This window comes from Sphingomonas sp. Leaf5, assembly GCF_001421155.1.
Taxonomy (GTDB): Bacteria; Pseudomonadota; Alphaproteobacteria; order Sphingomonadales; family Sphingomonadaceae; genus Sphingomonas.
Map to the genome: position 1 here is coordinate 550,929 of NZ_LMJZ01000001.1, position 11,085 is coordinate 562,013.

An 11,085-nucleotide genomic window follows, 5' to 3' on the forward strand; every position below is an offset into this window, starting at 1 on the left:
CCGGGGAGACGGGCTGCGCAGGCGTTCGACATGAGCGTCATCGCGAGCCGTTTCCCCTGGCCGGCGGACTTTCCCGACGTCGTCGTCCACACCACCGTTGCGCAACGCGACGGTCACCCGGGATATGCCGCTGCCAAATCCGGTGACGCCGAGGCGGCACTTACGCTCGCCGGCGATTTGTTGGCACCTGAGGCCGTCGCAATCCTGCAAACCGTCACCGCCGGCTGCAAGCCGTTGCTCCTGCCCGTCATCGCGGATGAAACGCTTGGGTTCAACGCGATCCCCGATGCGATGGCACAGATACTGGCCCGTCGCCTCGACCTGTCGGTCGTAGCCGGCGAAATTGTTCAGACCAACAAGGTCGGTCATACCCGTGCCCCGGCTTTTCAGCGGCTGGTGACCCCGGCGACGTTCGATGGCGATGTGCAGCGCGGCGCAGCCTATGTGCTGGTCGACGATCATGTCGGTCTTGGCGGGACGCTGGCCAATCTGCGTGGCCATGTCGAAGCGAGCGGCGGTCAAATCGTTGCCATCACGACACTGACCGAAAGCCGCGATGCGCGGCACATTTCATTGCGACCGCAAACCCGCAATCTGCTATGGCAGCGCCATGGCGAAGAACTGGACCAACTCTGGCGCGCCCAATTCGGGCACGGAATCGACTGTCTCACCGAAGTCGAAGCACTCCAGCTATGCCGTCAGCCAACCGTTGCCGGCATCGAGGATTTCCTGGCTAAGGCTTCAGTCGAAGCACGTGGCCGCGGTCTCGCACCAACGATTCAGTGACGCCGACATCGAATAGCCATCGCGACCGGGCGACGATTGCTGCGCAATTGCGTGACGCCCGGAACCATCGCCTGACCTTCCTGTTGCCCGATCGATCGTAAAACAGCGGGGCAGCGTGGCACAGGCTCTTGTCATCGGCGCAAATGGCGGCATCGGCGCGGCGTTGGTTGCCACGCTCGCTGTTTCCGACCGCTACGACCGCGTCATCGCCGCCGCCCGTAGCGAGCCGTCGTCGCTGCCCGGCAACGTCGAATATTGCCCGATCGATATCGCCGACCCGGCGTCGATCGAAGCCGCCGCAACTGAAATCGACGCGCCGCTGACCCGCGTCATCGTCGCCACCGGCATCCTGCACGACGAAGACGGCGGCCCCGAACGGTCGCTGCGCGATCTCGACGCCGATCGCCTCGCGCATCTGTTCGCGATCAACACCATCGGCCCGGCGCTGGCGCTCAGACATTTCGCGCCGCTGCTCGCAAAGGACCAGCCGTCGACCATCGCCTGCATTTCCGCCCGCGTCGGCAGCATCTCCGACAACCGACTCGGCGGCTGGTACGGCTATCGTGCGTCAAAGGCGGCACTCAACCAGATCGTCCGTACCGCCGCGATCGAGCTGGCACGCAGCCGGCCGCAGGCGGTGTGCGTCGCGCTGCATCCCGGCACGGTTGATACCGGCCTGAGCAAACCGTTCCAGCGCGGCGTCCCGGCGGAAAAGCTGTTCACCCCCGCCTATAGCGCCGAACGCCTGCTCACCGTTCTCGACACGCTGACCCCGGCGCAGAGCGGTCGCATCTTTGCGTGGGACGGGGCGGAAATCACCCCCTGACTTTCCTACACCAATGCTGCCTGTCAGGGTCGGTCCGTTCTTTCGCATCGTCCGCCGCGCCCGCGATCGCCGTCCGGTATGGGCGTTGCGACAGGCCGAATGCACGTTGCCCGCGAGTGTGACTTTCGTGACCTTTGGCGGTTATCCGTCGATCGCCCCGCCCATCGACGCGTTCACCAGCCCGCCATCGACGGTGATCGTTTCCCCCACGACATAATCCCCGCCGCGCGACGCGAGGTAGATCGCCGCCGCCGCCATATCCTCGTCCACCCCGATCCGCCCGGCCGGGATGCGCTTCGCCACCCCGTCGCCATGGTCGCGCGCCGCCTTGTTCATCTCGCTGGCAAACGCCCCCGGCGCGATCGAGGTGACGTGGATCGCATCCGCCACCAGCCGCGCCGCCATCCGCCGCGTCAGGTGGATCAGCGCCGCCTTCGACGCCTGATAGCTATAGGTTTCCCACGGATTGACCCGCTGCCCGTCGATCGAGGTGATGTTGATGACCTTGGCCGGCCTCGCGCGCGATGCCGCCGCCTTCAGCATCGGGTGCAGCGCCTGTGTCAGGAAAAAGGGCGACTTGACGTTCAGGTCCATGACCTTGTCCCACCCGGCTTCGGGGAACGTCTCGAACGCCTCGCCCCATGCCGCGCCGGCATTGTTGACCAGGATGTCCAGCCGGTCGGTCTGCGCCGCCAGCCGGTCGGCCAGCGCCCGGCAACCGTCAATGGTCGATACGTCCTGCGGCAGCGCGGTCGCGCCGATCGCCGCCGCCGTTTCGATACAGGCATCTGCCTTGCGCGCCGAGATGAACACGCGTGCCCCTTGCGCCACGAACCCCGCCGCGATCATCCGCCCGATCCCCCGCGACCCGCCGGTCACGAGCGCAACACGTCCGTCGAGGCGGAACAGGCTAGTGGTGTCCATAAACGCTCCTGCGGCAAACCGGATCTTCGAATCGTCCGGTTCGTCAGGATGGCAGGCGATACCCGATCACGCAATCGGGCGCGCCGCTCGCAAGCGACGCGCCCGTCCGCGCTTAGGGAGCGTGGATCAGATCCGGCCGAGCCGGTGGTACAGATGGGCGAATTTGCTCGATTGCGGCTGGTCGGCGATCGTCTGGATGTGCGTGGCCAGTGCTTCCTTGAGCAACCGGAAATCCTCGGTCGAGAAAACGGCGCGGCTGCGGGTCGGTTCGGGCATCGTGTATCTCCTCTAAGTATCAATCAGGCGGCCTTGTCGAACTGGGCCGTTTCGGTGGATTCGTCGAGCGCAGTGGTCGAGCTGCTGCCGCCGGCCAAGGTCGTCGAGACCAGATCGAAATAGCCGGTACCCACCTCGCGCTGGTGGCGGGTCGCGGTATAGCCATTGGCTTCGGCGGCGAATTCGGCCTGCTGCAGCTCGCTATAGGCCGCCATCCCCCGGTCGCGATAACCGCGCGCCAGCTCGAACATGCCGTAATTCAGCTGGTGGAACCCGGCCAGCGTCACGAACTGGAACTTATACCCCATCGCCCCGATCTCGCGCTGGAACCGGGCGATATCGTCCTTGTCGAGATTCTTCTCCCAGTTGAACGACGGCGAACAGTTATAGGCGAGCAGCTTGTTCGGATATTTCGCCTTGATCGCTTCGGCAAACCGCCGCGCATCGTCGAGGTTCGGCTTGCTCGTCTCCCACCACAACAGGTCGGCATGTTCGGCAAAGGCAAGGCCGCGCGCGATACAGTGATCGACCCCGGTCCCGTCCTTCAGCCGGAAGAAACCCTCGTGCGTCCGTTCCCCGGTCAGGAACGGATGGTCGCGCTCATCGATGTCCGACGTGATGAGCCGCGCGCTTTCGGCATCGGTCCGCGCGCAGATGATCGTCGGCACCCCCGCCACATCCGCCGCCAGCCGCGCCGCATCGAGGTTGCGGATATGCGCAGCGCAAGGGATCAGCACTTTCCCGCCCAGATGCCCGCACTTCTTCTCCGACGCCAGTTGGTCCTCATAATGCACGCCCGCCACGCCGGCGGCGATATAGGCCTTCATGATCTCGAAGCAGTTGAGCGGCCCGCCAAAGCCAGCCTCGGCATCGGCGACGATCGGCGCATACCAGTCGCGGGTCGCGCCGCCCTCCATATGCTCGATCTGGTCGGCGCGGGCCAACGTCGCGTTGATCCGCTTGGCCAGTTCCGGCCCGGCGTTCGACGGATAGAGCGACTGGTCGGGATACATTTGCCCGGCGGTATTGGCATCGGCCGCGACCTGCCAGCCCGACAGATAGATCGCCTTCAACCCGGCGCGCACCATCTGCATCGCCTGATTGCCCGACAGCGCACCCAGCGCATGGACATAATCCTCGCTGTGCAGCAATTCCCACAACCGGTTCGCGCCACGCCGCGCCAGCGTATGTTCGACCGCGACCGACCCGCGCAATTTCGCCACGTCGGCGGCGGTGTAGGGCCGGGCGATCCCGTCGAAGCGGCCGGGCGGGGCGGGGACCAGATCGGCGATGTCCATTGTCATGTCCTTTACAGCATGGGTTCCGTTGACACCGATATGCCGCCGACAATCCGCTATCGTCAGCCCCTACGTGCGAACATTACAGTTGCAATGTCGCGCCCGCCGATGTTCTGGTTGTGCGGTTGTCAATTCGTGACAAGGGTCGCCGATGGAATCTAAGCTGTTCGCCGGCCACGCCGTCCGCCGCCTGCGTCGCGGACAGGCGTTGACGCAAGCGGCGATGGCCGAGCTGCTCGGCGTCTCGCCCAGTTACCTGAACCTGATCGAACGTAACCAGCGTCCGTTGACCGCGACGCTGCTGGTGGCGCTGGCCGAACGCTTCGGCTTCGACGCGCGCACGCTGGCGGCGAGCGAGCCGGCGGGCGGGGCCGATGCGCTGCGGCGGCGGCTCGCCGACCCGATGTTCGCCGACCTCGCGCTCGACCGCGGCGACATCGCCGAATGGCTGGCCAGCGCGCCGGGCGGTGCCGAAGCCTTTGCCCGCGCTTTCGATCGATTGGGGAGCGGGGCAGGGGAGACGATCACCGCAGATCCTGCCGTCGAAGCCCGCGCCGCGATCGAACGCTGGCGCAACCACTTCCCCGATCTCGACGCGCAGGCCGAGGCGCTTGCCGACGATTTGCGCCAGAGCGGCGGCGATGCGGCGGCGGCGATGGCCGATCGCCTGCGCGTCCGCCACCACCTCTCGGTCCGGCTCTTGCCGGTCGAGGCGATGCCCGACCGCTTGCACCGCACCGATCTCCACGCTCGCCAGCTGCAACTGTCGGAACGCCTCGACCCCGCCTCGCGCAGCTTCGCGCTGGCCCGCGCGCTGGGGCATACCGAGGCGCGGGCGGAGGTCGACGCGGTCGTGCGCGGCGCGGGCCTGACCGATCGCACCGCGGAATTGTGGCTCCGCCGCCATCTCCACGGCTATTTCGCCGCCGCCGTCATGATGCCCTATGCCCGCTTCCTGCGCGCATGCGAGGCGACCGGATACGACATCGCGCTGCTCGGCCGCCGCTTCGGCGCAGGGTTCGAACATGTCGCCCACCGCCTCACCACGCTCCACCGGGTCGGCGCGCGGGGGCTGTCCTTCTGCCTGCTCCGCATCGACCGCGCCGGCCAGATTTCGAAACGCTTCGCCGGGGCCAGCCAGTCGCCGCTGGTCGAGGGCGCGCCATGCCCGCTGCTCGGCGCGTTCGACGCCTTCGCCCGCAGTGGCGAGGCGATCGTGCAACTGGTCGAACCCGAAGCCGGCGGTCGCTGGCTGACCATCGCCCGCACCGTCACGCCCCCCGGCGCGCTCGCCGGGGAAGTCCGCGCACGCTTCGTCGTCATGCTCGGCATCGCTGCGGAGCAAGCCGGCGGCCTTGCCGCCGCCCGCGGGCTCGACCTGACCGCGCGCGGCATGGCGGTGGGGGCGGGGTGCCGCGCCTGCACCCGCGGCGACTGCTCGCAACGCTCGGCCCCGCCCGCCGGCCGCGCCATGCGGCTCGACGATCGCGACGGCGGCCTGACCCCCTTCGCCTTTGCTGGCGATTAGCGGTAGGATATCGGGCGATTACATCTCCGTTAACCAAGTTCGGGCATAGATCGGCCATGCGAGTCCTCCATATCCTCGATCATGGTCTGCCGCTGCACAGTGGGTACACCTTTCGCACCCGCGCGATCCTGACCGCGCAGATGGCGCGCGGGTGGAGCGTCGCGGCAGTGACCGGCGCGCGACAGGGGGCATGCGAAGCGGCGCGCGAAACGGTCGACGGCATCGATTTCCACCGTACCGTGCCGCCGCGCAGCCTGCCCGCGCCCTTGGGCGAACTGGCCGAAATCCGCGCCTTCGCCGCCCGCATCGATCAGGTCGTCGCTGATTTCAGGCCCGATATCCTCCACGCCCATTCGCCGGTGCTCGACGCGCTGGCCGCGCTGAAGGTCGCCCGCAAACGCGCCTTGCCGCTGGTCTATGAGATCCGCGCTTTCTGGGAAGACGCCGCGGTCGGCAACGGTACCGGCAGCGAAGGCTCGCCCCGTTACCGCGCGACTCGCGCGCTTGAAACCTGGGCGGTGCGCCGCGCCGATGGCGTTGCGGTCATCTGCGAAGGCCTGCGCCGCGACCTGATCGCGCGCGGCATCGATCCAGCCAAGATCATGGTCTCGCCCAACGGCGTCGACCTTACGCTGTTCGGCGATCCGCCCGCGCCCGACGCCGCACTCGCCGCCGAACTCGACCTCGTGGACAAGGACGTGCTGGGCTATCTCGGCAGCTTCTACGACTATGAAGGGCTCGACACGCTGATCGCGGCGATGCCCACGTTGGTCGCCGCGCGCCCGAATGTCCGCCTGCTCTTGGTCGGCGGCGGCCCGATGGAGGCGACCCTGCGTGCACAGGCTGCGGCGTCGAGCGCGGCGCATGCGATCCGCTTCATCGGTCGCGTGTCGCATCACGAAGTCGAACGCTACTATGGACTCGTCGATCTACTCGTATATCCCCGTAAGGCGATGCGCCTGACCGATCTCGTCACCCCGCTCAAACCGCTCGAAGCGATGGCCCAGCGCCGGCTGGTCGTCGCATCGGACGTCGGCGGCCATCGCGAGCTGATCCGCGACGGCGATACCGGCATGCTCTTCCCCCCCGACGATCCCGCCGCGCTGGCGACGCGGGTCGCCGCGCTGCTCGCCCACCGGTCGGGCTGGGATGCGATGCGCGACCGCGCGCGCGCCTTTGTCGAGGCGGAGCGCAACTGGGCATCGAACGTCGCCCGCTATCAGCCGCTGTATCAGCGCCTGATCGGCCGCGCCGCGACGACACCCGCCGCGTCCGTCCGGCCGTTGGTCGACGCATGAAGCGCACCCACGCCCCGATCGTCGCGATCTTCACCGCGCTGACGGTCGCGCTCGTCATCGCGCTGTTGCCGGTCTGGCGGATCGAGGCGGCGGTGGAGGCGAGCGGCCTGCCCGCGCTGCTGCCCGCCGCCGCCCCGCCGCTGGGCATGACCGCCCGCGTCGCGCTGATGCTCGCCGCCGCGACACTGATCGCCGGGCCGCTGTGGATCGGTCTGTGGCTGCTGCTGCCTGCGAAGCGCAAGCGTCGCCGCGCCGATGCCGAACCCAGCGTCCGCCGGGCTGACGCGCATCCCGATGCGCCGCCGCGCCCGCCGGTGCGCGCCGCGCGCGATCTCGGCAAGCCGTTCCTCGATCCGCTCGACCCGGTGGAAACCGAGATGGATTTGCCGCGGGACCTGAACATCCCGATGGCGGTCTTCGATCCCGCTGCCGTGCCGCAAGTCCCCGCCGCCCCGGCACAGGCGGTCCGCCCACTGTTCCGCCCGACGCCCGCCCCCGCCGACGACGCCACCGTCGATCCCGCCGCCTTCTTCGAACCCCCGGTCGCGGCCGCCGCTGAACAGGAGGCACCTGTGCCGCCGACCCCGATCGAGCCGGCCGCTCCGGCCAAACCGACCGTCGAACTGCCCGAAGACGTCGCGCCGCCTGCGCCACCGGTCGTGGCGGTCGAACCCGAGCCGGCAGCCAATATCGAACCGGAGCGCGAACCGGAGCCGGAGGTTGCCTCCGAACCGGAAATCGCTCCCGAACCCGAAGCCGTCACCCACCAACCCGACATTGCTCCCGCCGAAAAGCGTCCGGTCGAACCGGCCCCGCTGCCCAGCCTCGACGCGTTGCTCGATCGCCTCGACGAAGGCCTGCAACGTCGCCGCACCGCCGAGACCGCGCGACAGGAAGCCGCCAAGGCCCAATCGACCGGTCTCGCCTCGGCGCTGGGCGCGCTGCGCCGCATGGCCGGCGGCGAATAACCCCACAACCCTCTCCCCGGACAGGGGAGAGGGATACCGAAGCTTGCCAGCGTGCTGGCTAGCGCAGGTTGGGAGAGAGGCGAGCGAGCCGCATGCTCTCCCCTCCCGGGATGAGCGAACCAACCGTCACCGCTCCTCGACCGTCAGCACCTCCAACACCACATCTGCCCCCATCCGCGCCACCACCGCGACATCGGCGACCAGATGCCCGCGCAGCGGCAGGTCCGCCTCGGGCAACGCCGCCAGCCACGCATCGAACGCGCCCCCCGATCCGCTGACCGTCAGGCGATGCCGCGCCCCGACAAAGGTCGCGCTTGCCCAGCGCGTCCAGTCGGCTTCACCCACCGCGACCACGGCCCCCGCCGCCTCGGCCGCGATCCGCAACCGCCGTTCGAGCAGCGTCGCCGCATCGGGACCGCGGCTCAATTGTAGCCGGACAAAAATTTCGGACAAAAATTAGCGATCCGAGCGCGTAGTCATTGCCTGAACGTCTCGATGCAACGCGTCCGACCGTTCACACGCCGACGCAAACTCCCGGTCGAGCGCCTCGCGGGTCGCTGTATCGGCCATCGCTTTGAACCCATCGAGCAGCGCCCGTCCGGCCTCGCTGGCTTTCCCGACGATCTGGATCGCACGGAGAATCGTGGGAAGGTCGACCCCGGTCATAGCGCCAGCAACTTCTCGATCGCGCGGCGAGCCGCACGCTGGGCGTTGCGATAGGCGATGGCGTCGCCGGACCGCAGCGCGGCGCGAACGTCCCGAACCGAGTCGAACGCCACCTGACCGCAACGCTTCACCTCGGTCAGATCGATCGTACCGGCATCGTCGGCCACCCGCGACACCACCGCCAACGCCGCCGCCTGATACGCCAGTTCGATCGACAGCGCGCCTTCGGCATCGAGGCGCGATACGCTCGCGCCGATCGCCGGTTCGAACGACGCGCCGACGCACCCGGCGGCCAACGGACAGCCTGCAAGCACGATGAAAGCGGTTTGCAGCGACAACAGCCGACGCATCACGACGCCTTTCCCACACGCTTTTCGATCGTCTTAGCCAGCCCGTAACCGCCGGCCAGAAAGCCGATCAGTGCGACGATATCGCCGGGGATGCCGACAAGGAAACGGGTCGACGCCTCTGCCATCGCCAGCGCCCGGTCGGGCGCGACGATCGCGACCAGTCCGACGCTGGCGGGGCCGAGCGTCGGGATAGCCATCAGCGCACCGACGCACAGCGGACGGATCATGCGGGCGACGGCGACCAGGCGCGGCGACAGGCCGCCGACGTCGAACGGGTCGAGGATGTCGCGGACCGGCGCGACCAGTTCGGGAACACCCGCCGCCACCGGATCGAAAGCGGTCGGTTCGGGCAGGCCGTCGTCCGGCTGGTGCGTGCCGGCTGCGATTGCCGATGGCAGGCCATGGGTGCGCAGGTTCGGGGTCATGCGGCTACCTCCAGCTTGCCATTGTCGGGGACGATCAGGCGTTCCGCCCAACCGAACAGGAAATCCTCATTCGCCAGGCGGCCTTCCGCCAGATCGATGTACCGCGCGCCTTGCAAGGCGTTCAGATACGCCAGCACCACGTCGCGCCCCCGGCACCCGCGCAGCCGCAGCAATGCCCGCAGCGCCCGACCGGTCGCCGGTCCCGCATTCCCGTCGACGGTCAGGTCGGGATAGTCGCGCGCTTGCCGGTTCAGGGCGTTCAGCACCCGTTGCAGCCACCGGATCGGCACGCCGACGCCCATGTTGACGCCGGTGTCGAAGCATTCGGCCGCGACCAACGGGTCGACCGCCGCGATCCAGTCCAGCCCGATCCGGTCCCAGTAAAGGCGGCGGTAGATGTCGAGCGCGCGCGCTTTGGGCAGCGCCTTCATCGGCCCCGCAAAGCCGTCCTCCCGCGCGACCGCTTCGGTAATGCCCCAATTCGTGCGCCCGCCCCGGTCGGACGGGTGGTCGCTGTATCCGCCCTCGATGCCGAGGGTGTGGGCGACGGATGATTCGAACGGTGTCATAAGCGAAGGGGTAGCGCTCGTCAGACCATCGCTTGCCCCTTGCCGGCAGCGGGTCATGCCCAATCCTGTAGCTGGAAACCCCAGCGCGACAGCGCGACCTCATCGCGCACGTAAGGCTCGATCGATCGCAGCAACGACCAATGGAAAACACGTGCGTTGGTCGCGGCAGCGGCGACGTCCTCGCATACCAGCACGGTCTTGCTCTCGCCGATATCGAGGAGCAGATCGTGCAAGCGGTCGGTTTCGTCCACCGACAATTCGGCAAGCGTCCAGTTCCATGTTGCTGCCCGCGCACCGCGCTGGATACCGAAGCCGCCATCGCGTCGACGCGTGGCGCTGCCGGTGTCGATCACTCCGCGACCATGGCCGAATTCATAGCCCTGCTGGCTGCGAAACGCCCGCCCGGCGGCGAAGACGCCCAGTTGAATCCCCGCCGGCACGCTACCCGGACTGGCGTTGACCAACGTCAACGTATCGGTCGGCACCGGCGCGGCGACGTGAAGCAACGCGTGGCCGCGCGTCCAGCCCGGACGCGCGACCGGATTGAGGAACCCGAGGAAGATCGCCTCGCGTCCTTCCTTGTTACTCCACACCTGCAAGCTGTTGACCGGCGGCGGCGTGGTGAAACCCAGAAAGACCGTATCGACCGACGAACCGGCCGGGGGGCGATAGATGATGTAGGTCTCGCCGCCGGTGGTCACGGCGACTTCCTTCGGCTCGGGCGACAGCGTCCGGTCACCGCCGGTCGCGCCCGCCGCTCCGACATAGGCCAGCGGCAACGGGTTCAGCAGCAGCCAAGGCGAATAGTCGGCCATCAAAGCCTCCGCAGCACCGTCAGGACGGTATCGGTTTCGCGTTCCTCCGCGCCGATCACGAACACGGGCACCGGCTCGCCATAGCCAAGGTCGCCGGTTGCGATGCGGATGCGGCGGGCGCGGCCGACCAGATCGCGACGCTGGCCGGCCACGACGACCTGATCGCGCACCGTCGGGCCATAGAGGAAATCGGCAAGCCGATACGCCTCCGGTTCCGCCGCCGCACGGGTGGCGAACGGCGTTATCGCTTTCACCTCGACGCCGCGCCCGGCCCAAGCGGGCGCGGATGCGGTGGCAAGGCCAAGGTACAGCGCGTCGCTGCGCAGGACCGCCGCGAAACCGGAGTCGACCGTCAT

General features: G+C 68.1%; 15 protein-coding genes. 5 read left to right on the forward strand and 10 right to left on the reverse strand.

The features are described 5' to 3' along the window. The first annotated feature begins 30 nt into the window (after positions 1-30). Both ASE50_RS02460 and ASE50_RS02465 read left to right on the forward strand, forming a co-directional pair. A complete protein-coding gene (locus ASE50_RS02460) occupies positions 31-786 on the forward strand; it encodes a hypothetical protein (RefSeq protein ID WP_056395030.1) in 756 nt (251 codons plus the stop codon). Positions 787-901: 115 nt separating this feature from the next. After that, positions 902-1,612, forward strand: coding sequence for an SDR family NAD(P)-dependent oxidoreductase (locus tag ASE50_RS02465; protein ID WP_056395032.1), 711 nt, complete (start codon positions 902-904; stop codon positions 1,610-1,612). A 141-nt stretch (positions 1,613-1,753) separates the two neighbouring features. On the opposite strand, the gene ASE50_RS02470 is transcribed toward ASE50_RS02465, so the two are convergent. The 3 genes from ASE50_RS02470 to aceA all read right to left on the reverse strand — a co-directional run bounded on the left by ASE50_RS02470 (position 1,754) and on the right by aceA (position 4,116). Then, positions 1,754-2,536, reverse strand: a complete 783-nt coding sequence (locus ASE50_RS02470; protein WP_056395034.1) for an SDR family oxidoreductase — start codon at positions 2,534-2,536, stop codon at positions 1,754-1,756. 126 nt (positions 2,537-2,662) lie between these two features. Next, entirely contained in the window at positions 2,663-2,812 is a 150-nt protein-coding gene (locus tag ASE50_RS19085; protein ID WP_200909444.1) for a hypothetical protein, read from the reverse strand. 23 nt (positions 2,813-2,835) lie between these two features. Then, complete coding sequence (gene aceA, locus ASE50_RS02475; protein ID WP_056395035.1) at positions 2,836-4,116, reverse strand: isocitrate lyase; 1,281 nt, start codon at positions 4,114-4,116, stop codon at positions 2,836-2,838. A gap of 145 nt (positions 4,117-4,261) precedes the next feature. Between aceA and ASE50_RS02480 the strand changes: the two genes are divergently transcribed. The 3 genes from ASE50_RS02480 to ASE50_RS02490 are packed head-to-tail and all read left to right on the forward strand — an operon-like array spanning position 4,262 to position 7,904. Then, a complete protein-coding gene (locus ASE50_RS02480) occupies positions 4,262-5,638 on the forward strand; it encodes a helix-turn-helix domain-containing protein (protein WP_056395037.1) in 1,377 nt (458 codons plus the stop codon). Positions 5,639-5,694: 56 nt separating this feature from the next. After that, positions 5,695-6,936 (forward strand): TIGR04063 family PEP-CTERM/XrtA system glycosyltransferase, encoded by a 1,242-nt coding sequence (locus ASE50_RS02485; protein WP_056395040.1) that lies wholly within the window; start codon positions 5,695-5,697, stop codon positions 6,934-6,936. Further along, positions 6,933-7,904 carry a hypothetical protein gene (locus ASE50_RS02490; protein WP_056395042.1) on the forward strand — a complete coding sequence of 324 codons (972 nt, stop codon included), beginning with the start codon at positions 6,933-6,935 and terminating at the stop codon, positions 7,902-7,904. The genes ASE50_RS02485 and ASE50_RS02490 overlap by 4 nt, the downstream gene beginning before the upstream one ends. A 126-nt stretch (positions 7,905-8,030) precedes the next feature. Here ASE50_RS02490 and ASE50_RS02495 read toward each other — a convergent pair whose 3' ends face one another. From ASE50_RS02495 to ASE50_RS02525, 7 genes are read right to left on the reverse strand one after another with little or no spacing between them, the layout of a single operon-like run. Then, complete coding sequence (locus tag ASE50_RS02495) at positions 8,031-8,357, reverse strand: hypothetical protein (RefSeq protein WP_235512101.1); 327 nt, start codon at positions 8,355-8,357, stop codon at positions 8,031-8,033. 3 nt (positions 8,358-8,360) lie between these two features. Further along, positions 8,361-8,570, reverse strand: coding sequence for a hypothetical protein (locus ASE50_RS02500; RefSeq protein WP_056395045.1), 210 nt, complete (start codon positions 8,568-8,570; stop codon positions 8,361-8,363). After that, entirely contained in the window at positions 8,567-8,920 is a 354-nt protein-coding gene (locus ASE50_RS02505) for a hypothetical protein (protein ID WP_056395047.1), read from the reverse strand. The genes ASE50_RS02500 and ASE50_RS02505 overlap by 4 nt, the downstream gene beginning before the upstream one ends. Then, the gene (locus ASE50_RS02510) at positions 8,920-9,345 is read right to left on the reverse strand and encodes a hypothetical protein (RefSeq protein WP_056395050.1); all 426 of its coding nucleotides are present in this window, start codon (positions 9,343-9,345) and stop codon (positions 8,920-8,922) included. Before ASE50_RS02510 ends, ASE50_RS02505 begins: the two co-directional genes overlap by 1 nt. Further along, positions 9,342-9,914, reverse strand: a complete 573-nt coding sequence (locus tag ASE50_RS02515) for a glycoside hydrolase family 108 protein (RefSeq protein ID WP_056395052.1) — start codon at positions 9,912-9,914, stop codon at positions 9,342-9,344. The genes ASE50_RS02510 and ASE50_RS02515 overlap by 4 nt, the downstream gene beginning before the upstream one ends. A gap of 53 nt (positions 9,915-9,967) precedes the next feature. After that, positions 9,968-10,729, reverse strand: a complete 762-nt coding sequence (locus ASE50_RS02520) for a hypothetical protein (protein ID WP_056395054.1) — start codon at positions 10,727-10,729, stop codon at positions 9,968-9,970. Continuing rightward, complete coding sequence (locus ASE50_RS02525; RefSeq protein ID WP_056395055.1) at positions 10,729-11,085, reverse strand: hypothetical protein; 357 nt, start codon at positions 11,083-11,085, stop codon at positions 10,729-10,731. The genes ASE50_RS02520 and ASE50_RS02525 overlap by 1 nt, the downstream gene beginning before the upstream one ends.

Coding starts and splice junctions, on each gene's coding strand:
- ASE50_RS02460 (WP_056395030.1), top strand. CDS start 31: ATGAGCGTCATCGCGAGCCGTTTCCCCTGGCCGGCGGACTTTCCCGAC.
- ASE50_RS02470 (WP_056395034.1), bottom strand. CDS start 2,536: ATGGACACCACTAGCCTGTTCCGCCTCGACGGACGTGTTGCGCTCGTG.
- ASE50_RS19085 (WP_200909444.1), bottom strand. CDS start 2,812: ATGCCCGAACCGACCCGCAGCCGCGCCGTTTTCTCGACCGAGGATTTC.
- aceA (WP_056395035.1), bottom strand. CDS start 4,116: ATGACAATGGACATCGCCGATCTGGTCCCCGCCCCGCCCGGCCGCTTC.
- ASE50_RS02480 (WP_056395037.1), top strand. CDS start 4,262: ATGGAATCTAAGCTGTTCGCCGGCCACGCCGTCCGCCGCCTGCGTCGC.
- ASE50_RS02485 (WP_056395040.1), top strand. CDS start 5,695: ATGCGAGTCCTCCATATCCTCGATCATGGTCTGCCGCTGCACAGTGGG.
- ASE50_RS02490 (WP_056395042.1), top strand. CDS start 6,933: ATGAAGCGCACCCACGCCCCGATCGTCGCGATCTTCACCGCGCTGACG.
- ASE50_RS02500 (WP_056395045.1), bottom strand. CDS start 8,570: ATGACCGGGGTCGACCTTCCCACGATTCTCCGTGCGATCCAGATCGTC.
- ASE50_RS02505 (WP_056395047.1), bottom strand. CDS start 8,920: ATGCGTCGGCTGTTGTCGCTGCAAACCGCTTTCATCGTGCTTGCAGGC.
- ASE50_RS02510 (WP_056395050.1), bottom strand. CDS start 9,345: ATGACCCCGAACCTGCGCACCCATGGCCTGCCATCGGCAATCGCAGCC.
- ASE50_RS02515 (WP_056395052.1), bottom strand. CDS start 9,914: ATGACACCGTTCGAATCATCCGTCGCCCACACCCTCGGCATCGAGGGC.
- ASE50_RS02520 (WP_056395054.1), bottom strand. CDS start 10,729: ATGGCCGACTATTCGCCTTGGCTGCTGCTGAACCCGTTGCCGCTGGCC.
- ASE50_RS02525 (WP_056395055.1), bottom strand. CDS start 11,085: ATGACGGTCGACTCCGGTTTCGCGGCGGTCCTGCGCAGCGACGCGCTG.